General features: G+C 72.7%; 20 protein-coding genes and 1 tRNA gene. 10 read left to right on the plus strand and 11 right to left on the minus strand.

Features of this window, described 5'->3' with window-relative positions:
* Positions 1-49: 49 nt before the first annotated feature.
* Positions 50-646: a histidine phosphatase family protein gene (locus ACWG52_RS23745; protein WP_389817374.1), complete on the plus strand. Its 597-nt coding sequence runs from the start codon at positions 50-52 to the stop codon at positions 644-646.
* Between the two features lie 617 nt (positions 647-1,263).
* On the opposite strand, the gene ACWG52_RS23750 is transcribed toward ACWG52_RS23745, so the two are convergent.
* Positions 1,264-2,583 carry a tetratricopeptide repeat protein gene (locus ACWG52_RS23750; RefSeq protein WP_390141234.1) on the minus strand — a complete coding sequence of 440 codons (1,320 nt, stop codon included), beginning with the start codon at positions 2,581-2,583 and terminating at the stop codon, positions 1,264-1,266.
* 243 nt (positions 2,584-2,826) lie between these two features.
* On the opposite strand from ACWG52_RS23750, the gene ACWG52_RS23755 reads away from it, so the two are divergent.
* Positions 2,827-3,228 carry a hypothetical protein gene (locus ACWG52_RS23755; RefSeq protein ID WP_390141233.1) on the plus strand — a complete coding sequence of 134 codons (402 nt, stop codon included), beginning with the start codon at positions 2,827-2,829 and terminating at the stop codon, positions 3,226-3,228.
* A gap of 17 nt (positions 3,229-3,245) precedes the next feature.
* The gene (locus ACWG52_RS23760) at positions 3,246-4,124 is read left to right on the plus strand and encodes a spermidine synthase (RefSeq protein WP_389811379.1); all 879 of its coding nucleotides are present in this window, start codon (positions 3,246-3,248) and stop codon (positions 4,122-4,124) included.
* Between the two features lie 12 nt (positions 4,125-4,136).
* Here ACWG52_RS23760 and ACWG52_RS23765 read toward each other — a convergent pair whose 3' ends face one another.
* Entirely contained in the window at positions 4,137-4,676 is a 540-nt protein-coding gene (locus ACWG52_RS23765) for a hypothetical protein (RefSeq protein WP_390141231.1), read from the minus strand.
* A 79-nt stretch (positions 4,677-4,755) separates the two neighbouring features.
* Between ACWG52_RS23765 and ACWG52_RS23770 the strand changes: the two genes are divergently transcribed.
* From ACWG52_RS23770 to ACWG52_RS23795, 6 genes are all read left to right on the plus strand, one after another.
* Entirely contained in the window at positions 4,756-5,445 is a 690-nt protein-coding gene (locus tag ACWG52_RS23770; RefSeq protein WP_030010722.1) for a response regulator transcription factor, read from the plus strand.
* Between the two features lie 7 nt (positions 5,446-5,452).
* The gene (locus ACWG52_RS23775) at positions 5,453-6,850 is read left to right on the plus strand and encodes a sensor histidine kinase (protein WP_389811387.1); all 1,398 of its coding nucleotides are present in this window, start codon (positions 5,453-5,455) and stop codon (positions 6,848-6,850) included.
* 36 nt (positions 6,851-6,886) lie between these two features.
* The gene (locus ACWG52_RS23780; protein WP_167745558.1) at positions 6,887-7,051 is read left to right on the plus strand and encodes a DUF5993 family protein; all 165 of its coding nucleotides are present in this window, start codon (positions 6,887-6,889) and stop codon (positions 7,049-7,051) included.
* A gap of 2 nt (positions 7,052-7,053) precedes the next feature.
* Positions 7,054-7,707: a disulfide bond formation protein B gene (locus tag ACWG52_RS23785; protein WP_389811391.1), complete on the plus strand. Its 654-nt coding sequence runs from the start codon at positions 7,054-7,056 to the stop codon at positions 7,705-7,707.
* Between the two features lie 28 nt (positions 7,708-7,735).
* Positions 7,736-8,428, plus strand: coding sequence for an NADPH-dependent F420 reductase (locus ACWG52_RS23790; RefSeq protein WP_389811394.1), 693 nt, complete (start codon positions 7,736-7,738; stop codon positions 8,426-8,428).
* A gap of 90 nt (positions 8,429-8,518) precedes the next feature.
* Positions 8,519-8,818, plus strand: coding sequence for a hypothetical protein (locus ACWG52_RS23795; protein ID WP_389811397.1), 300 nt, complete (start codon positions 8,519-8,521; stop codon positions 8,816-8,818).
* A 20-nt stretch (positions 8,819-8,838) separates the two neighbouring features.
* On the opposite strand, the gene ACWG52_RS23800 is transcribed toward ACWG52_RS23795, so the two are convergent.
* The 5 genes from ACWG52_RS23800 to ACWG52_RS23820 form a co-directional block, all read right to left on the minus strand.
* Complete coding sequence (locus tag ACWG52_RS23800) at positions 8,839-9,747, minus strand: hypothetical protein (protein ID WP_453125840.1); 909 nt, start codon at positions 9,745-9,747, stop codon at positions 8,839-8,841.
* A gap of 99 nt (positions 9,748-9,846) precedes the next feature.
* The gene (locus ACWG52_RS23805) at positions 9,847-11,280 is read right to left on the minus strand and encodes a GH1 family beta-glucosidase (protein WP_390141227.1); all 1,434 of its coding nucleotides are present in this window, start codon (positions 11,278-11,280) and stop codon (positions 9,847-9,849) included.
* Positions 11,277-12,101: a carbohydrate ABC transporter permease gene (locus ACWG52_RS23810; protein ID WP_078909406.1), complete on the minus strand. Its 825-nt coding sequence runs from the start codon at positions 12,099-12,101 to the stop codon at positions 11,277-11,279. The genes ACWG52_RS23805 and ACWG52_RS23810 overlap by 4 nt, the downstream gene beginning before the upstream one ends.
* Positions 12,098-13,093: a carbohydrate ABC transporter permease gene (locus ACWG52_RS23815; protein ID WP_389811407.1), complete on the minus strand. Its 996-nt coding sequence runs from the start codon at positions 13,091-13,093 to the stop codon at positions 12,098-12,100. Before ACWG52_RS23815 ends, ACWG52_RS23810 begins: the two co-directional genes overlap by 4 nt.
* 7 nt (positions 13,094-13,100) lie before the next feature.
* The gene (locus tag ACWG52_RS23820; RefSeq protein WP_390141225.1) at positions 13,101-14,453 is read right to left on the minus strand and encodes an ABC transporter substrate-binding protein; all 1,353 of its coding nucleotides are present in this window, start codon (positions 14,451-14,453) and stop codon (positions 13,101-13,103) included.
* 102 nt (positions 14,454-14,555) lie between these two features.
* On the opposite strand from ACWG52_RS23820, the gene ACWG52_RS23825 reads away from it, so the two are divergent.
* Positions 14,556-15,581 carry a LacI family DNA-binding transcriptional regulator gene (locus ACWG52_RS23825; RefSeq protein WP_389811412.1) on the plus strand — a complete coding sequence of 342 codons (1,026 nt, stop codon included), beginning with the start codon at positions 14,556-14,558 and terminating at the stop codon, positions 15,579-15,581.
* Positions 15,582-15,696: 115 nt separating this feature from the next.
* Here the strand turns inward: ACWG52_RS23825 and ACWG52_RS23830 are convergent.
* From ACWG52_RS23830 to ACWG52_RS23845, 4 genes are all read right to left on the minus strand, one after another.
* Positions 15,697-15,769, minus strand: a tRNA-His gene (locus ACWG52_RS23830).
* Between the two features lie 108 nt (positions 15,770-15,877).
* The gene (gene orn, locus ACWG52_RS23835) at positions 15,878-16,480 is read right to left on the minus strand and encodes an oligoribonuclease (protein ID WP_030655539.1); all 603 of its coding nucleotides are present in this window, start codon (positions 16,478-16,480) and stop codon (positions 15,878-15,880) included.
* A gap of 105 nt (positions 16,481-16,585) precedes the next feature.
* Entirely contained in the window at positions 16,586-17,761 is a 1,176-nt protein-coding gene (locus tag ACWG52_RS23840) for a helix-turn-helix domain-containing protein (RefSeq protein ID WP_033222383.1), read from the minus strand.
* 376 nt (positions 17,762-18,137) lie between these two features.
* A complete protein-coding gene (locus tag ACWG52_RS23845; RefSeq protein ID WP_389811417.1) occupies positions 18,138-18,581 on the minus strand; it encodes a hypothetical protein in 444 nt (147 codons plus the stop codon).
* Between the last annotated feature and the right edge of the window lie 5 nt (positions 18,582-18,586).

The following is an 18,586-nucleotide window of genomic DNA, read 5'->3' on the forward strand; positions in this document are numbered from 1 at the left end:
GCCCGGCTGTTGGATGATGGACGGAATCGACTCGACCGGGAGAACTCACATGGCCCCCCGCATCCTGCTGGCCCGCCACGGCCAGACGGCGTGGTCCCAGCTCGGCAAGCACACGGGACGCACGGACGTACCGATGCTGGAGGAGGGCAGGCTGGGCGCGAAACTGCTCGGCGAGCGCCTGGCCAAGGACCCCTGGCGGGGACTGCCGGGCGTCGAGGTCCGCACCAGCCCGCTGGTGCGGGCGAGCGAGAGCTGCGACCTGGCGGGCTTCGGGGCGCGGGCCGAGCCGTGGGACGCGCTGATGGAGTGGAACTACGGCGAGTACGAGGGCATGACCCCGGCCGAGATCCAAGCCGTGCGGCCGGGCTGGCTGATCTGGCGCGACGGGGTCCCCGGCGGTGAGTCCGTGGCGGACGTCGCGGCGCGGGCGGACGAGGTCGTGGCGTGGGCCCGGGCGGCGGAGCGGGACGTGCTGGTCTTCGCGCACGGCCACATCCTGCGCACGCTGGCCGCCCGCTGGCTGGGCTTCGAAGCCTCCTTCGGCGCCCGCATCCGCCTGGAGCCGACCTCCCTGTCGGTCCTGGGCTGGGCGTACGGCGCTCCGGCGCTGGAACGCTGGAACGACACCGGTCACTTGGACGTGTAGTCCCGGCGGGGTCCCTGCGGTGTCCCTGCGGGGTGCTCGGCGGTGTTCAGCTGGACTCGGGCTGCGCCCGGGGCCGCGCCTCAATCGCCGGCGGGGCCGGTTCCCCTGCGGGGTTGCTCGGCGGTGCGGGTCGTCTGCCGGGCGCTGCCCGGACCCGCGCCTCGAACGCCGGCGGGGCTTGATGTGCGGGCCTGTGGCGTGGTGGGTGTCGGGGTGGGGGGCGGGGTGGGGTGTCTCCTCGGCTCGCGCCTTACGGGCATGTCTCGGCTGTCGGGCGGGGTTGCGCGCTCGTCCTGCGGGGACACCCCACCCCGTCCCCCCACCCCTCCGGCCGTACCGTCGAAGCCCCGGCGTGGGGCGGGGACACGCAGGAGGGTCCCCGCAGGACGAGGCGTCACCACGGCCGCCTTGCCGGGACGTGCCCGCACGCGCCGAGCCGAGGAGACCCTCCTGCGGGGCCCCGCACCACCCACACCCCCAGCCCCGCCGGCGATTGAGGCGCCGCCCCGGGCGCAGCCCGACCCGCACCCCACACCACCGAGCACCCCGCAGGGGCAGGGGCAAGGTCCGGCTGAACACCGCCGAGCACCCGCGGGTACCGCCGAGCGGACCGCAGGTCACACCGTGACACGGCGGGTCAGGAACGCCGCGACCCGGGGGGAGCGTTGGTGGGGGATGAGGGTTTCGGCCGTTTCCGCCAGCATCGAGCGGACGCGGGTGGACTGGACCTCGGCCAGGAGGTCCAGTACGCGGCCCCCCGCCCACGCGGCCTCGTCCGGGGCCCCCGCGCGGGCCAGGTCGCCGGCCAGTTCGGCGGTGTAGAGGGCCACGTTGCGGGCGAAGTGGGGGTCCTGGAGGTCGGCGGCGCGGCGGGCGTGCCGGGCCGCGCGGGCGTGCTCGCCCAGGGCCGACCAGCAGCGTGCCTCCAGGGATTCCAGTTCGGCCTGGCCGAAGAAGGACATCCACTCGGGGTCGGCGTCCGACTCGCCGCGGGAGAACTCCGTGTGCGCCCGGGTCAGTGCCTCCTCGCAGGCCTTGCGGTCGGCCAGTCCCGCCCATCCGCCCGCCTCCCGCAGCGCGAGCAGGGACAGCAGCCGGGGGGAGCCGAGGGAGCGGGCGGCGCGGAGGCCCGCCTGGGCGGCGCGGACCGCCTCGCGGGAGCGGCCGCAGTCCCGGGCCAGGAACGCCATGTTGCTGAAGGCGTGCGCCTCCAGGCCCGCGTCCCGTGCGACCCGGGCCGTCGCCAGGGCTTCGGCGTAGTGCGAGCGGGCGTCGTCGAAGCGGCCCGAGTCGTGGGCGAGCCAGCCGACCGAGACGGCCAGTTCGCCGGCGCCCGAGTGGAGCCGGTCCTCGGTGGACTGCCGGGTGGCTCCCGCGTCGAGCAGTGCGTAGGCGGTGCGCAGGGGTTCGGCGGCCCGCCGGTACAGGGCGTCGGCGCCGTGCCGGTCGTCCAGCAGGCGGATCTGGCGTACCGCGTCCTCGACGGCGGCGGCTTCGGACTCGCCGGCGCGGGAGGGGAGCCGGCGGGTGTCGCCGAGCAGGGTGAGGCTGAGCGTCGCGGCCGCCACGGTCGCGGAGCCGCCCGCCATGAACGCGCGACGCAGCACGTCGCTCTCCTTGGCACTGGAAGGGGATCGGTGGAGGGGGAGGGAGAGGGGAGCACGTCGGCCCGAGCGGCCGCGGACGCTCTCGCGGGGGGAGAAGCCGAGGTCGGCCAGGGTGCGGCCGGGGAACATGTGGAGGAAGACCCGCTCGTAGGCGTAGTTGGGGCAGCGGATCTCGCCGGACTCGACCCGGCCGATGTAGCGCGCGTCGCAGGAAACCGTTTCTCCGATTTCCTTCGCGGCCCGGCGTACGAGGGCCGCGAACTCGGCCGGGGAGTGCTGCCCGCGCAGTCGCCGGAAGGTGGAGTTGGGTGAGTGGGGGGACGCCGCCATGGACGTGACCTCTCTGGCAAGGAACGCAGTGCCGGTGCTGTGACGTGGGGGTCCGGCGCGCATGAACGTACCGCCAGCGAGGGGGTGTTCATGCGATGTTTGGCTACAAAACGGATATCTCACCCGCGATCCGCCATGAACTGCCATCCTTTGCGGGCTCTTGCCACCGCACCCGTTGACGTTCCCGTGCGTTGAACCCATGCGGATACGGATCGAGGAGGGGTTCCCTTGGTGGAGGGCGGCATGGAGAGCACTGGAACGAATACCGCGTCCGAGCTCGGCACGGCCCCGGACCTGGACCTGGTGACCGTTCCCACGCGGCAGGGGCTGGAGGCGGTGGACATCATCCGCCGGGCCGCCAGTCAGGCCGGTGGGGTCGGGCCGGTCCTGCACGACGGGTCCGGCGACACCCTCGGCTTCCTCGTCCCGTCCGGTACGGCCGACGCGTGGGACCTGCCGGGCAGTGCGTGTACGCAGACCAACGGGCGCGGTGTGCGCTTCGGGGACGCCGCCTCGCCGACCGCGGGCGCCACCGGCTGGCTGCTGCCGCCGGAGGCCGTCGGGCCGGTCACGGATCCGGATGTGCTGCGTGCGGCGCTGGGTGAGGCGGCGCGGCTGATCGAGGCCGCGGACAACTGTCGCTGACCGGTCACAATGGGGTGGTGGCAGGCAAGGACAGGAACAAGGGCAAGCAGCGCGGCCGGGGCGGCGCCGAGGCGGTCGTCGGGCAGGTGGACGGCGGCCGGGCGGAGCTGGAGCCGGACCGGGAGCGGGCCGATGCCTGGACCCTGCTGATCGACGGGGCCCCGCAGTCGCACGTGGACCTGGCCGATCCCGGGTACCTGGATTTCGCGTACCAGCGGCGGATCGGCCACCTGATCGACCTCGTCGCGCCCGCCCGGCAGCCCTTGAACGTGGTGCACCTGGGCGGCGGCGCCTTCACCCTGGCCCGCTACACCGCCGCCTCCCGGCCCCGCTCCACCCAGCAGGTGGTGGAGATCGACGCCGCCCTGGTGGCCTTCGTACGCGAACACCTGCCGCTGGATCCGCAGGCGCGGGTCCGGGTCCGGGCGGTGGACGCGCGGGCGGGTCTGGCGAAGGTTCCGGACGGCTGGGCGGACCTGGTGATCGCGGACGTGTTCAGCGGGGCGCGTACCCCGGCGCACCTGACGAGCACCGAGTTCCTGGACGACGTACGCCGTGCCCTCGCGCCCACCGGGTGGTACGTGGCGAATCTGGCGGACGGTCCCCCGCTGACGCACCTGCGGGGCCAGATCGCGACGGCCGCGTCCCGGTTCGCGGAGCTGGCGCTGGCCGCCGATCCGGTGGTGTGGCGGGGGAAACGGTTCGGCAACGCGGTCCTGGTGGCGGCCGACCGGGAACTGCCCGTAGCGGAGTTCACCCGCCGGGTCGCGAGCGACCCGCACCCGGGCCGGGTCGAGCACGGCCGAGCCCTCGCGGACTTCGCGGGCGGCGCGGCCCCGGTCGCGGACGACTCCGCGGTGGCCTCGCCGCAGCCGCCGCCCTCGGTCTTCCGGTAGCGGTTCCGTCGGTCAGGGGTCGACGAGTTCCACCAGCGGCGGGTGGTCGTGCCAGGTGCAGAAGACCGACACCTCGCGGCCGTCCCGGGTGAAGGTGACCCGGATCCAGAAGTCCGTCTTCCACACCTGCATCCGCCAACCGGCCGCCGGTGTGGCCGAGACGAGCTCGGCGGAGGACGCGCCCAGGGAGAAGACCACCCGGCCGCCGGACACCGGATAGGCCTGCACCTTGCCCGCGTCCGCGTCCTGGCCGTCGGGCCGCCGGTAGGGGTCCGGACCGGCGGCCGGCTTCGAGGACTTCTCCGGAGAGGGCCCGGCGGTCGGCGACGCCTGCGGTGTGGGTGACGCGGAGGGCGACGGGGACGCGGACGGCGAGGGGGACGCCTGCGCGCTGTGTGTCGACGAGGACAGGGGATGCGAGGTCAGGGGTACCGCGAGCGGTGGATCGTAGGCCGTTCCCGACATGACGGTGTGCACGCCCCACCACGACAGCGTCACCGCCGCGCCGGTCGCCAGCATCCAGGCCATGGCATGGAGAAGTCCTCGTCGCATCAGAGCACATACTGCACCACCCGCCACAAGAGTGGCCCGACACCCCGCTGAGTCGCTCGGATGGACTACCGTGCGGGCCATGGCAAGTGTGCTCGTGGTCGAGGACGACCAGTTCGTACGTTCCGCCCTCATCCGGCACCTGACCGAGGCCTCGCACACCGTGCGGAGCGTCGGCACGGCCCTGGAGGCCCTGCGCGAGGTCGCGCACCACCGTTTCGACGTGGTCATCCTCGACCTCGGACTGCCCGACCTGGACGGGTCCGAGGCGCTCAAGATGCTGCGCGGCATCACCGACGTCCCTGTGATCATCGCCACCGCGCGTGACGACGAGGCGGAGATCGTCCGGCTGCTCAACGACGGCGCCGACGACTACCTGACCAAACCCTTCTCCGTGGAGCACCTCTCCGCCCGGATGTCCGCCGTCCTGCGCCGGGCCCGGGCCGCCGCGGGTGCCGAGCCGCCTTCGCGCGTCCTGCGCGTCGGCGGTCTCGCCATCGACCCGCTGCGCCGCCAGGCCGAACTGGACGGGGCCGTACTGGACCTCACCCGCCGGGAGTTCGACCTGCTGGCCTTCCTGGCCGGGCGACCCGGGGTGGTCGTGGCCCGGCGCGAACTGCTCGCCGAGGTCTGGCAGCAGTCGTACGGCGACGACCAGACCATCGACGTCCACCTGTCCTGGCTGCGCCGCAAGCTCGGCGAGACCGCCGCCCGGCCGCGCTACCTGCACACGCTGCGGGGGGTCGGGGTCAAGCTGGAGCCGCCCCGGTGAGCGCGCGATGAGATGGGCGCTCGTCAAGGTGTGCCTGGCGGTCACGGCCATGGTGGTCGTGGCCTTCGCCGTCCCCCTCGGCCTCGTCGTCCAGGAGATGGCCAGCGACCGGGCCTTCTCCAACGCCGAGCGGCAGGCCGCCAGCATCGGGCCGACGCTGTCCATCACCACCGACCCCGTACAGCTGCAGAAGGCCGTGGAGTCCACCCAGATGGGCGCCGCCCGGAGGATGGCCGTCCACGTGCCCGCGATCGGTGACAGCCCGCGGGTGGACATCGGCCGGGGCCGGGCCGGCGAGCGCGCGGTCGCGGAGACCCGCCGGATGGGGCGGGCCACGACGGCCAAGGTGTCGGGCGGCGGCTCGGCGCTGCTCCAGCCGACCGCGCTCGGGTCCGGCGACATCGCCGTGGTGGAGATCTTCGTACCGGAGAGCGAGGTCAGCAACGGCGTCGCGACGGCCTGGCTGGTGCTCGCGGGCGTCGGGCTGGCCCTGATCGTCGGCTCGGTCGCGGTCGCCGACCGGCTCGGCGCCCGGCTGGTCCGGCCGGCCGAACGGCTCGCGGACGCCGCCCACCAGCTCGGCGAGGGCAGGCTCGGCGCGCGGGTGCCCGAGGACGGGCCGACGGAACTCCGTTCGGCGGCCGCCGCGTTCAACGCCATGGCGGACCAGGTCGTCGAGCTCCTCGCCAACGAGCGGGAACTGGCCGCCGACCTATCGCACCGGCTGCGGACCCCACTGACCGTGCTGCGGCTCAACACGGCCTCGCTCGGCGACGGCCCGGCCGCCGAACAGACCCGGGCCGCCGTGGAGCAGCTGGAGCGCGAGGTCGACACGATCATCCGTACCGCCCGGGAGCAGCGCCCGGCCACCGGCCCCGGATCGGGGGCGGGCGCGGGCTGCGACGCCTCCGAGGTGATCCGCGACCGGATGGACTTCTGGTCGGCGCTGGCCGAGGACGAGGGCCGCGAGGTGCGGCTCGCGGGTGTGGACCGTACGGTACGGATCCCCGTGGCGCGGCCCGAACTCGCCGCGGCGCTCGACGCCATGCTCGGCAACGTCTTCCGGCACACCCCCGAGGGCACCCCCTTCTCGGTGGACGTCCACGACGCGGGCGACGCCGTCATCGTGCTCGTCTCGGACGCGGGACCCGGGATCGCCGACCCGGACGCGGCCCTGCGTCGCGGCAACGACGGCGGCCGCGACGGGTCGACGGGACTGGGCCTGGACATCGTGCGGCGGGTCGCCGAGTCGACCGGCGGCGACGTGCGGCTGGGCCGCTCGGTGCTCGGCGGGACCGAGGTCCGGGTCTGGATCGGCCTGGACGGCCGGAGCCTGGGCGGCCCCGGCGCGGGGCGCGCCGGGCGCGGCCGACGCGGCAACCGACGTAACCGGGGGCGCGCCTAGCAGGCGCGATGTCGCCGTCTCGGTACGGTCCGCGGCATGGACACCCTCATCTTCGGCGGGCTCCTCGCCACGCTGGTCGCCCTGTACCGGGGCGCGTCCCGGACCGTCGTGCTCGGTGCGTGGTGGGCGGTGCTGATCGCCGTCACCCTGCTGACGGCCCACCACATCACCAGCGGTCTCGCGCTGAAGCTGAGCTACTGACCGTGGCCGCGACGATGCACAGCCTCGTGCCGGACGCCCCGCCGGAGAGCGGTCTGCTGGGCCGGGCCCAGTACTGGTTCGCCTGCTTCTTCGCCTTCGGCTGGACGTGTGTCGTCCTGGGGGGCCTCTACCACCAGTTCGGGCTGGGGCAGATCCCGTGCCCGCTGTGCGTCGCGCAGCGGATGTTCATGGTGCTGGCGGCCCTGGGCGCGGCGTACATCATCCGCGCGGCGCTGATCAGCGGCACCGTGACGGCCCGCGTCTACATGACGGGCTGGGGGATGTCGCTGCTCGCGGCGATCGGGGGCTCCTTCGCGTCCTGGCGGCAGACCACCCTGCACATCCTGCCGGGGGCCAAGGGGTACGGGAGCGAGGTGTTCGGCCTGCACCTGTACGTGTGGGCGTGGATCCTCTTCCAGCTCTCGGTGGTCGGCGTCGGTGTCGCCCTGGCCTTCGCCCACGTGACGGCCGACCGTGCGGTCCCGGCGGTCCGGCCGGGGGCCCTGCGGACGGCGGGCATGTGCGCGCTGTGGTTCCTGGGCATGGTGATCGCGGTGGACCTGCTGGCGGTGTTCCTGGAGGAGGGCCTCCACTGGTTCCTGCCGGACGCCCCGGACCGGTACCGGTTCTTCTACGATCTCGGGATCCTGGGTTGACCGGGCTTCGCGTGAAGGGACTTCCACAGTGCGCTTCGCAGTCTTCGGTACCGGCACGGTGGGTCGTACGGTGGCCGCAAAGCTCGTCTCCCTGGGGCACGACGTACGCGTGGGCACCCGTGACCCCGCCGCCACACTGGCCCGGACCGAACCGGCCGGGACCGGAGCCCCGGTCGCTCCGTACGCCGTCTGGCAGGCCCAGCATCCCCGGGTGGGGCTCGCGACCTTCGCGGAGGCCGCCCGCTCGGCCGAGGTCCTCGTCAACGCCACCGGTGGTCGGGTCAGCGTCGACGTGCTGAGCTCGGTGGGCGCCGAGCACCTGGACGGCAAGGTGCTCATCGACCTCGCCAACCCGCTGGACTTCTCGGGCGGGTGGCCGCCCGTGCTCGACCCGGGCAACAACGACAGCCTGGGCGAGCTGCTCCAGCGGACCTTCCCGGGCGCGCGGGTGGTCAAGACCCTGAACACCATGAACTGCGCGGTGATGGTCGACCCGGCCCGGGTGGCCGGCGACCACGACGTGTTCCTGTCCGGGGACGACGAGGAGGCCAAGGCGAGCGTGCGCGAGCTGCTGCGCTCCTTCGGGTGGCCGGAGGCGAACATCCTCGACCTCGGCGGGATCCAGACCGCGCGGGGTGTGGAGATGCTGCTGCCGATCTGGTTGTCGCTGACGGGGCGGCTGGGGCACGCCGACTTCAACTTCCACGTCCAGGGCGCCTGACGGCGCTCCGGGCCCGGGCCCGGACGGGGGCGCATATGTTGCCGCGCCCGCGGCCCGCGCGGAGGGTGGGCGTGACGGAAGGAGCCACGCATGAGAGTCATGCTCAGGGCGCACATGGACACGGCCGCCACCAACGAGGGCATCAAGACCGGCGCCCTGCCCCTGGCGATCACGACCCTGATGGAGCGGGTGGAGCCGGAGGCCGCCTACTTCGGCCTGCACGAGGGGGTGCGCTCGTGCTGGATGGTCTTCGACCTGCAGGACAGCGCGCAGATGCCGCCGCTGATGGAGGACCTGTTCCTGCAGTTCAACGCCGAGGTCGAGGTCGCTCCGGTGATGAACGCCGAGGAGCTGGCGAGGGGCCTGGCGGCGATGGGGAACCGGTCCTGAACCCGTCCTGAGCGGCCCCGCTACTGCACGCTGAACCCGTGCGGGTGGGACGGGTCGCGGGGGCAGGCGAAGACGTTGAGCTTGCCGTGGTTGCCGACGACGACGCCGGTCGGGCTCATCGGTCCGTCCTCCAGCGGGATCCAGCTCTTCCGGTCCGCCTGCCACTCGGTCGTCGCGACGGTCAGCAGCAGCTCCATCGGGCACCCGCAGGCTTCGCAGTCCATGGTTCCGGGCCCGGTGAGGTTCCAGGCCGCGTGCCCGCCGACCTTCCAGCCCGGGGCGACGGACAGATCGTACTGGTAGGTCGGCAGCCAAGGCTCGTCGCCGTCCTCCTCCGCTTCCTCCTCGGCCTCGTAGGCGGCCTCCTCCTGGGCGTCCTCCCACTCCTCGACCGCCGCTCCCAGCTCCCCGGTGAGCAGCTCGATGTACGGGTACTCGGTGATCCGCTCCGGGTGCAGCACGCACGGTTCGGGCAGGTACCCGTCGAAGCCGACGGCTGCCGGCGCCGGCAGTTCGGCCGCCGGCTCGTGGACCTCGGCCGCCCGGCGCCACCGCAGATGCGTGTACATGCCGTATCCGGTGGGCCCGTGGGCGTCGAAGGGGCACCAGAACACCTGCAGCAGATCGCAGCCGTCCGGGCCGGCCGGCAGGTCCGGCACGTCCCGGGCGTGGAGCTGGGTCAGGGCGACCAGCGGCAGCGGTTCCGGTCCGGGGGCACGCCGGTGCGGGGTGGTGCACACCGGCCAGGCTTCGTCGGCGGGCCACAGCATCGGCCCTCCTACGTGGCTGTCGTGCGGGCCGGGCGTGCCGGGGCGCGGGTGCAGCCGGGTCGCGGTGCGGCGGTGGGCGGCCAGGTCCGGGAAGAGGGACTCCACGTCCAGGGGGCGCGGGGGCGTGGTGCGGCCGGGTCGGTGGTCACTCGCGCGCATCGTCGTCTCCGGGCCGCAGAAGGGGGGATCATGATCGTAGCGGCGGGTGCGAGCGGACCGGCGGCCGCGTCCCGGAGCGGGCCGCGGCCGTCGGGACCCCTATCGCATCCCGTTCAGGCCGGTCTCCTCCCCGTAGGTGAGGAAGCTCCCCTTGCGGGCCAGGCGGGCGTACCAGTGGGCGCTGGAGCGGGGGGTGCGGGCCTGGGTCTCGTAGTCGACCTGCACGATGCCGAAGCGCTTGCTGTACCCGTAGGACCACTCGAAGTTGTCCATCAGCGACCACAGGAAGTAGCCCTCCACCGGGGCGCCGTCCGCCAAGGCGCGGTGGACGGACGCCAGATGAGCCTCCAGGTAGCCGATGCGCTGCGGGTCGTGCAGGTCCGGGGCGTACGCGGCGCCGTTCTCGGTGACCAGCAACGGCAGCCCCGGCGCCTCCCGGGTGAAGCCCATCAGCAGGTCGTACAGGCCGGTCGGGTCGATGGACCAGCCCATGTCGGTCCGCTCGCCCGGGGGTTGGTGGAAGGCGACCGTATCCGCCGCGGGCCAGGGGGAGTGCGCGGTGGCCCCGTGCCCGTCGGCGCGCGGGCCGGCCCCGTCGGGGGCGGCCGAGACCACCGCCGGCGTGTAGTAGTTCACCCCCAGGAAGTCCAGCGGCTGGTGGATCAGCGCCTCGTCGCCGTGGCGGACGAAGGACCAGTCCGTCACGGAGGCGGTGTCCGCGAGCAGGTCCTGCGGGTAGGCCCCGTGCAGCAGCGGGCCGGTGAAGACCCGGTTGGCCAGGGCGTCGATCCGGCGCGCCGCGTCCGCGTCGGCAGCCGAGTCGGTCAGCGGCCGTACCGCGCTGGGGTTGAGCGCGATACCGGCCCGGGCCCCGGCCGGCAGGGTCGCCGCGGCCAGTCCGTGGGCCAGGTTGAGGTGGTGGGCGGCGCGCAGCGAGTCGGCGGGGGAGGTGCGGCCGGGGGCGTGCACGCCCGAGGCGTAGCCGAGGAAGGCGCTGCACCAGGGCTCGTTGAGGGTGGTCCAGAGGTCCACCCGGTCGGCCAGCGCCGCCGTGACCTGCTCGGCGTACCGGGCGAAGGCGTAGGCCGTCTCCCGCTCGGGCCAGCCGCCCGCGCTCTCCAGCTCCTGCGGCAGGTCCCAGTGGTACAGGGTCACGCAGGGCCGGATCCCGTACGAGAGCAGCTCGTCGACCAGTGCGTCGTAGAAGCCGATCCCGCCGGCGAGGACCCGTGGCCAGGACACCGAGAACCGGTAGGCGCCGAGTCCGAGCGAGGCCATCAGGCGGACGTCCTCCCGCCACAGCCGGTGGTGGTCGACGGCGACGTCGCCCGTGTCGCCGCCGTGCACCTTGCCCGGTGTACGGCAGAAGGTGTCCCAGATGGACGGCCCGCGCAGGCCGGCGGCGCCCTCGATCTGGAAGGCCGCCGTGGCCGTTCCCCACAGGAACCCTTCGGGGAAGCGCAGTTCCCGCGCGCCGGCGTCCGTGTGCGGGTCCGCGCCGGCGGCTTCGACGTTCGTGTTCGTGTGCGTCATCCCTTGACCGCTCCTTGCATGATGCCGCCGACGATCTGCCGGCCGAAGACGAGGAACACCAGCAGCAGCGGGAGCGTGCCCAGCAACGCACCCGCCATGATCACCGACTGGTCGGGGATGTAGCCCCGGCCCAGTCCGGTCAGAGCCACCTGCACCGTCGGGCTGCCGTTCTGCGTCAGCGCGACGATCGGCCAGAAGAAGTCGTTCCAGGCCATGACGAAGGTCAGCATCCCCAGCACCGCCATCGCGGGCCGGGCGGCCGGGAACACCACGTGCCACAGCACCCGCAGCGAACTCGCCCCGTCCGTGCGCGCCGCCTCCACCAGCTCCATCGGCAGCGCGTGCACCAGGTACTGGCGCATGAAGAACACCCCGAACGCACCCACCAGCGTCGGCAGGATCACCGCCTGGAGCCGGTCGGTCCACGACAGCTTCGCGATCAGCATGTACAGCGGCACCACGCTCAGCTGCGGCGGGATCAGCATCGTCGCGATCACCAGCGCCAGCAGCGGCCGGCTGCCGCGGAAGCGCAGCTTGGCGAAGGCGAACCCGGCGAGGGTGGAGAAGAACACGGTGCCCGCGGCGACCGTGCCCGCCACGATCACCGTGTTCAGCAGGGCGGTGCCCATGTTGGCGTCGGTCCACGCGACCTGGAGGTTGCGCCCCAGGTTCCCGCCGAACCAGAACGGCGGCGGGGTCTGCGCCAGTCGCGTGTTGCTCCGGGAGGCCGCGATCGCCGTCCACACCAGGGGGAAGAGCGAGCCGGCCGTGAACAGGGCCAGCACCACGTACGTGAGCCGGCCCGCGCGCAGTGCCCTCATCGGGTCTCCTTCCGTCCGCGCAGCAGCCGCGCCGCCCCGGCGATCAGCAGCAGGATCAGGAACATCGCCCACGCGATCGCCGAGGCCCGCCCGAGGTGCAGGTTCACCCAGCCCTGCTCGTACAGGTACAGCCCGAGCGTCTGGAACTGGTGGTCGGAGCCGCCGGTCGCGCCCGACCCGCCGTTGAACAGCAGCGGCTCGCCGAACAGTTGGGTCGCCCCGATCGTCGACACCACACAGGTGAAGAAGATCGTCGGCCGCAGCGAGGGCACGGTGACGTGGAGGAACTGCTGGAAGCGCGAGGCCCCGTCCAGTGCGGCGGACTCGTACAGCTCCGCCGGCACGGCCTGCATGGCCGCCAGATAGATCAACGCGTTGTAGCCGGTCCACCGCCAGATCACGATGGTGGAGACCGCGAACTGGGAGGCGAAGGTGCCGTTCTGCCAGTCGACCGCGTCGAGACCGACCGTCGACAGCGCCCAGTTGACCATCCCGTAGTCCCGGCCGAAGAGCAGCACGAAGACGAGCGTGGCCGCCGCCACCGAGGTCGCGTACGGGGTGAGCACCGCGACCCGGAAGAAGGCGGAGCCCCGCAGACGGTAGTTGAGCAGATGGGCCAGGCCCAGCGCGATCGCCAGCTGCGGCACCGTGGACAGCAACCCGATGGTCACCGTGTTGCGGAGCGCGTTCCAGAAGAACTCGTCGTCCCACAGCCGGGTGAAGTTGCGCAGCCCCACCCACGTCATGCTGTCGGGATCGGTCAGCTCCACCTGGTGCAGCGAGGCCCAGCCCGTGTAGAGCAGCGGGAACAGCCCGAAGGCGGCGAAGAAGAGGAAGAAGGGCGCCACGAAGGCGTACGGGCTCCAGCGCAGGTCCCAGCGGTAGCGGCGCGAGCGCCACACCTGGCCCGGCCGGCTCCGGCCGCCCCCTTCCGCCGCCGGCCGCTCCGGGCCGACGGCGGAAGGGGACAGGACAGCCGTCTCGTCCGTCACCGGTGCCTCACTGGTCCAAGGCGTTGTCGATCGCCTTCACCGCGGCCTCCCAGCCCTCCTCGGGGCTCCGGCCCTTCTGGTCGACCTGGAGCATCCCGATGTCCGCCAGGTTCTGCGCGATCACCAGGTCCTTCGGACCGACCGCCGCCACCGGCACGGCCTCGGCCGCCTTCGCGAAGATCTCGCCGATCGGCGCGCCGCCGAAGTACGCGTGCTGCGCGCCCGACACGGTCGACAGCTTGTACGCGGCGCTCGCGCTCGGGAAACTTCCCCGCTTCTCGAAGAGCTTCGCCTGCTGCGCCGGGGCCGTCAGCCAGGCCGCCAGCTTCGCGGCCGCCTCGGCCTGCTTGCCGGCCTTCGGCACCACCAGGAAGGACCCGCCCCAGTTGCTGGGCTTCGGTGCCTGCGCCACGTCCCACTTGTCCTTGCCCGCCGAGCCCGCCTTGTCCTGGATGTAGCCGAGCATCCAGGCCGGGCAGGAGATGGTGGCGAAGTTGCCGTTGGAGAAGCCCTGGTCCCAGGCCGGGGTGAACTGCTGCAGCTTGGCGCTCAGACCGTCGGTGGCGAAGGAGGCCGCCAGGTCGAAGGCCCCGCGCACCGCCGGGTTGGTCTTGTAGACGACCTTGCCCTGGTCGTCGTAGAACCGCTGGGCGCTGCTGCCGGTCACCGCCGCCATCACACCCGACGCCGAGTCCACGAAGGCCTTCCCCTCGCCGGCCTTCGCCTTGTACGTCCGGCCCACCTCCAGGTACTTGTTCCAGTCGCCCGCCCACAGCGCCCCGACCGCCGCCCGGTCGCTGGGCAGTCCGGCCGCCTCGAAGAGGTCCTTGCGGTAGCAGATGCCCTGCGGGCCGATGTCCGTGCCGAGGCCGACCGTGGCCCCGCCCTTGGCCGCGCTCGCCGTGCCCTGGGCCCACTTCCAGGGCAGGTAGGCGGCCTTGTCCACGCCGGGGGCCTTGCCCAGGTCCACCAGCTTGTCGGCCTGGGTGGCGGTGATCTCGGCGATGTTGTTGACCTCGACGGCCTGGATGTCGGCGAGCCCGCTGCCCGTGCCCAGGTGGGTGAGGAGCTGGGGGTAGTAGTTCTCGTTCCGCTCGATGGAGGTCTGCTCGATGCGGATCCCGGGATTCTGCGCCATGTACTCGTCGTAGAGCCCGGCCTCCTTGAGGCCGAAGGCTCCGAAGACGCCGACGGTGAGGGTGGTCGTGGCGCCGCCGGAGGCGCCGGAGGTCGGGGCGCCCTTCCCGGAGTCCTCCTCGGGGTCCTGGGCGCACCCCGCGAGCAGCAGGGCGGCCGCCCCGAGCGCGGTGACGGTCGTGAGGAGGGTTCTTCGGGCTCGGGCTCGGGTTCGGACGCTCATGCGCTTCCTCCCTGAAGGACGGAACGTGCCAGGTGTCGTGTGACACAGTGTGGGAGCGCTCCCACAGTCGTCAAGAGGTAGATTCACAACCGGGAGGAAGTCATGAACGGGCACGGGCGCAGTGGGGGACGACCGACCCTGGAGGAGGTCGCGGCGCGCGCCGGAGTCGGGCGCGGCACGGCCTCCCGGGTGATCAACGGATCCTCCAAGGTCAGCGAGCACACCAGGGTCGCCGTCGAGGCGGCCGTGGCCGAGCTGGGGTACGTACCGAACCGCGCCGCGCGGGCCCTCGCGGCCAACCGTACGGACGCCATCGCCCTGGTGATCCCCGAGCCCGAGGCCCGTTTCTTCGCCGAGCCCTACTTCTCCGAAGTGGTCCGCGGGGTCGGCGCCGAGCTCGCCGACACCGAGGTCCAGCTCGTCCTCACCCTGGCGGGCAGCGACCGGGAGCGCCGCCGCCTCGCCCAGTACCTGTCCGGGCACCGCGTCGACGGGGTGCTGCTCGTCTCCGTCCACGCCGGGGACCCGCTGCCGGAGCTGCTGGCGGAGCTGGGCATCCCGACGGTGATCAGCGGGCGCCGGTCCGCCGGCGAGACCCTGCCCTGCGTGGACTCCGACAACCTGGCGGGCGCCGCCGAGGCCGTACGCCACCTCCTCGACCGGGGTCGGCGCACCATCGCCACGATCACCGGCCCGCTGGACGTGTACGGGGCCCAGTGCCGCCTCGACGGCTACCGCCAAGCCCTGGCGGCCGCCGGTCGTCCCGTCGACGAGCGGTTGATCGCGGTCGGCGACTTCACCGAGGAGGGTGGCCGGCGTGCCATGCGCGAGCTGCTGGAGCGCGATCCAGGGCTCGACGCGGTCTTCGCCGCCTCGGACGTCATGGCGGCGGGCGCCGGGCGGGAGCTGCGCGCGGCCGGCCGTCGGATTCCGCGGGACGTGGCGCTGGTCGGCTTCGACGACTCGGTGGTGGCCCGGCACATGGACCCGCCGCTGACCAGCGTGCGGCAGCCGATCGAGGAGATGGGGCGGACCATGACGCGGATGCTGCTGGGGAGGATCGCCGGGGAGGCGGGCGAGGCGGCAGCCGTGCTGCCGAACCGACTGGTGGTCCGGGAGTCGTCCTGACGGGCCGGGTGGGGGCGGACGGGGCCGGGCTGCCGCCGGACGGGACCGCCCGGCGGCAGGTCCCGCTCATGCAGAAGGCCCCGGTCCGCTTTCGCGAACCGGGGCCTTCCCGCAGGGTGAGTGACGGGACTTGAACCCGCGGCCACCTGGACCACAACCAGGTGCTCTACCAACTGAGCTACACCCACCATGTCCGGTCGGAAAACCGACCGGCCGAAGAAAAGGGTACAGGGTCCGGGAGGGTGCTCGCTCCACCCTTTTTCCCGCACCCTCCTCCGGAGGCTCGGAGCGGGACGCTACGCGCCCGGCGCCGTGTGCTTGGCCGCGATACCGCGGGCCGTGTCCGAGTCGGGCCCGGGCTGCGGCACGAAGACCGCTTCCCGGTAGTAGCGCAGCTCGGTGATGGAGTCCTTGATGTCCGCCAGCGCCCGGTGGTTGCCGTTCTTCGGCGGGCTGTTGAAGTACGCCCGCGGGTACCAGCGGCGCGCCAGCTCCTTGACCGAGGACACGTCCACGATCCGGTAGTGCAGGTAGCTCTCCAGCGCGGCCATGTCGCGCAGCAGGAAACCGCGGTCGGTGCCGACCGAGTTTCCGCAGAGCGGCGCCTTGCGGGGTTCCTTCACGTGCTCCCGCACGTAGGCCAGGACCTGGGCCTCGGCGTCCGCGAGGGTGGTCCCGCCGGCCAGCTCGTCGAGCAGGCCGGAGGCGGTGTGCATCTCGCGGACCACGTCGGGCATGGTCTCCAGGGCGGCGTCCGGCGGGCGGATCACGATGTCCACGCCTTCGCCGAGCACGTTGAGCTCCGAGTCGGTGACCAGTGCGGCCACCTCGATAAGTGCGTCGTCCGTCAACGAGAGCCCGGTCATCTCGCAGTCGATCCACACCATGCGATCGTTCATGTGTCCCACCTTATGCGGTCCCCCGGGGCGCGGACCGCATATGCGGAAGGTCCCCCATCGGCGGTGGCCGATGGAGGACCCTCGTGCGTCGTACTCAGTGCGCGGTCAGGCGTGTTCCCGCATGACCCGGCCCGGAGCGTAGAGCTCCGTCACCGTGGGACCCGACGCGGCCAGTGCCGCCGCCGCCCGGTGGGGCTGCGGAGTGCGCTGGTGCGGAACCGGACCCGCGTTGATCTCGGCCACCTGTGCCACGTCGGCCTGCGGTCGGCGTGCCCGGTAGGCGGAGCGGTAGGCGGCCGGGGAGGACCCCAGCTGCCGCCGGAAGTGACCCCGCAGGGCGACCGGCGAGCGGAACCCGCAGCGTCCGGCGACCTCGTCGACCGAGTAGTCGGAGGTCTCCAGCAGCCGCTGTGCCTGGAGCACCCGCTGGGTGATCAGCCACTGGAGCGGGGCGCTGCCCGTGAGCGAGCGGAACCGCCGGTCGAAGGTGCGCCTGCTCATGTAGGCGCGGGCGGCCAGCGTCTCCACGTCGAACTGCTCGTGGAGGTGTTCCAGTGCCCAGGCGACGACCTCGGCCAGCGGGTCGGCGCCGATCTCCTCCGGCAGCGACCGGTCGAGATAGCGTTCCTGGCCGCCGGTCCGGCGCGGTGGCACGACGAGCCTGCGGGCCAGGGCCCCGGCCGCCTCGCTGCCGTGGTCCGTGCGCACGATGTGCAGGCACAGGTCGATTCCGGCCGCCGTGCCGGCGGACGTGAGCACGTCGCCGTCGTCGACGAACAGTTCGCGCGGATCGACATGGACGGACGGGTACCGCTTGGCCAGCGTCGGCGCGTACATCCAGTGCGTCGTCGCGGGCCGGCCGTCCAGCAGACCGGCGGCGGCGAGCACGAAGGCTCCCGTGCACAGTCCGACGATCCGGGCCCCCTCCTCGTGCGCCAGACGCAGTGCGTCGAGCGCCTCGGGCGGCGGCGGTGAAGTGATGGAGCGCCAGGCGGGAACGACGACCGTTCCTGCCCGGGCGATCGCCTCCAACCCGTACGGCGCGGTCAGTTCGAGTCCGCCGGTGGTCCTGAGCGGACCGTCCTCACCGGCGCACACGAGCAATCGGTAGCGTGGAACTCCCGCGTCCTGCCGGTCAATGCCGAACACGGAAAGTGGAATGGAGCTCTCGAAGATCGGTCCGCCGCTGAAGAGCAGCACCGCGACGATCTCCCTGCGGCGACGCCCCGCGAGCTTCCGGCCGGCGTCTGCTGTGACGACGGCGGTGGAATCCTGGCTCATGGCGCTAAGCCCCCCTTGGGTGTCGCGACTCCTTGGTCTGGTCGCACCTGCACGTTTCCCCTCGGCCTTGCACGTGGATCCCCCGCCGTAAATACATGATCGAATCTACTGCGTCCCGTGGTGTCGGCGTGACAAGTTCAGCACGCAGCGCTATGTCGACTTCTCAACTTGGCGAAAAGCATTCGATCAGTAAGCGTTCCACTCCGCTACCCGAACGGGAAGCGTGGTCCCCGGCCATGGCCAGTACCTGTAGGGCCGGAACGCCCCCCGAGGTCTGTCGTCGCTGGTGGTGAGGGGGACGGTGGGACATTCCGGCAAGGAGGGCACCCTGCCGGGAAGTTGGCTGAAAACATGCGTGTGTGGGTGTGCGAATGAGTCAGTCCTGCGGGGAGAGGGGGTCGGAGCCCCGGCAACCGCGGTGGTGCCCGGCGCCGGTGCGCGAGCGCCGGCCGCGGTGGGCCGGCGGAAGCGACTCCTCCGCCCGCACCCGCGCCGCGGCCCGCTGGTTCTTCTCCGAGTGGCGCAGCAGGATCCGGCACGCGGCCGTGACGGCGAGCAGGCCGAGGGTGGCGACGGCGGCCCCGCCGTAGGAGGTTCCGTAGACGACGAGGACCACGGGGACGAGGAGGCAGCTGAAGGCGGCCCAGCGCACGACGTCACCCGCGGGGTCGTCGTGGGGGTGCCCGGCGGAACGCACGGACGGGTGAAGGGTGGAGCGGGCGGACGGCGCGAAGTGCGGGGCGGGGTCGGCGTTCTGGCGGGACCGGACGGACTGCGTCGGCTGAGTCGGCTGGACGGGGTGAACCGGATGACCGGGCACGGCGT

This window comes from Streptomyces sp. CLCI03 (assembly GCF_053615355.1).